The organism is Bartonella sp. AP58NXGY, assembly GCF_042195785.1.
Classification (GTDB): domain Bacteria; phylum Pseudomonadota; class Alphaproteobacteria; order Rhizobiales; family Rhizobiaceae; genus Bartonella.
Genome location: NZ_JBHIOY010000144.1, coordinates 1 through 915 on the forward strand (window position 1 = coordinate 1; position 915 = coordinate 915).

The following is a 915-nucleotide window of genomic DNA, read 5'->3' on the forward strand; positions in this document are numbered from 1 at the left end:
TCAGAATTGATAAACACTGGTTTTTTCACAAATGCCTCCATACAGCCTATTGGCAAAAGTTATTTTCTAAGATATGGGATTTTGATACCGAAACGGTAATTTAAAGTCAATACCAAAATGGTTATTTTTTATTTTTTATTTTTTTATGAGTAGAAAAAATGGATGAAAAATGGTCGATTAATACGCAAATATTGGAACTATGGAATAAATTGACAGAAGATGAAAAAAGAGAGTTTATTCTTTTTTATCTTGATAAAATGAAGAAAGGAGATCAAGAAGTTTAACCTTATTATCGTAGCTTAGATGCTCTAACATATCTTCAATTTGTTCATCTAAGCTATTAGGCTTATTTCCTGAAAACAACAGTTGTTTGGGGGTAATTTTTAAGTGTGGCGCCAAACGTATAGCCCACTCTTTTGTTAATTTTCGTTGTCCATTTTCTAAACGAAAAATTTGTGGCTGACTCGTCCCTACCAATTCGGCTAATTCTTTTGAAGTTAAACCTACTTTTTGTCTGAAAAATTTCAAATTATTCATGATTCTTATCCTAATTAAAAAAAAAATCCTTTCAAATGCCAATATGGTAAAATACGCTTGTTTTAATAATACCGATATGGTATAAAGAGGAATGTCTAAACTAAAACTGTATTTATCAAAGAATAATATTACTTATGCCGAGTTTGCTATTTTGGTAGGTGTTACGCAAGCATCTATAGCACGCTATGTGAATAAGAAGCGATTTCCGCATCCTAGGATAATACAAAAAATAGCAGAAGTTACTGATAATTACATAAATCCTAGTGATTGGTATCAAGAGAATTTTTCTTCAATTTCTAAAAGCCGCGTTGTTGATCAGACGGTCGATAGATTGCAGCATTAAGGAGATCAAAATGAGTTTAAATGAAATAATATTGA

2 protein-coding genes are annotated in these 915 nt (G+C 30.6%); one reads left to right on the forward strand and one right to left on the reverse strand.

Annotated elements, in window-relative coordinates; translation table 11 throughout:
• Window positions 1-234: 234 nt before the first annotated feature.
• Window positions 235-537, reverse strand: a complete 303-nt coding sequence (locus ACFINC_RS10060; RefSeq protein ID WP_375617123.1) for a helix-turn-helix domain-containing protein — start codon at window positions 535-537, stop codon at window positions 235-237.
• 91 nt (window positions 538-628) lie between these two features.
• On the opposite strand from ACFINC_RS10060, the gene ACFINC_RS10065 reads away from it, so the two are divergent.
• Window positions 629-880, forward strand: a complete 252-nt coding sequence (locus tag ACFINC_RS10065) for a helix-turn-helix domain-containing protein (RefSeq protein WP_375617124.1) — start codon at window positions 629-631, stop codon at window positions 878-880.
• Window positions 881-915: the final 35 nt, after the last annotated feature.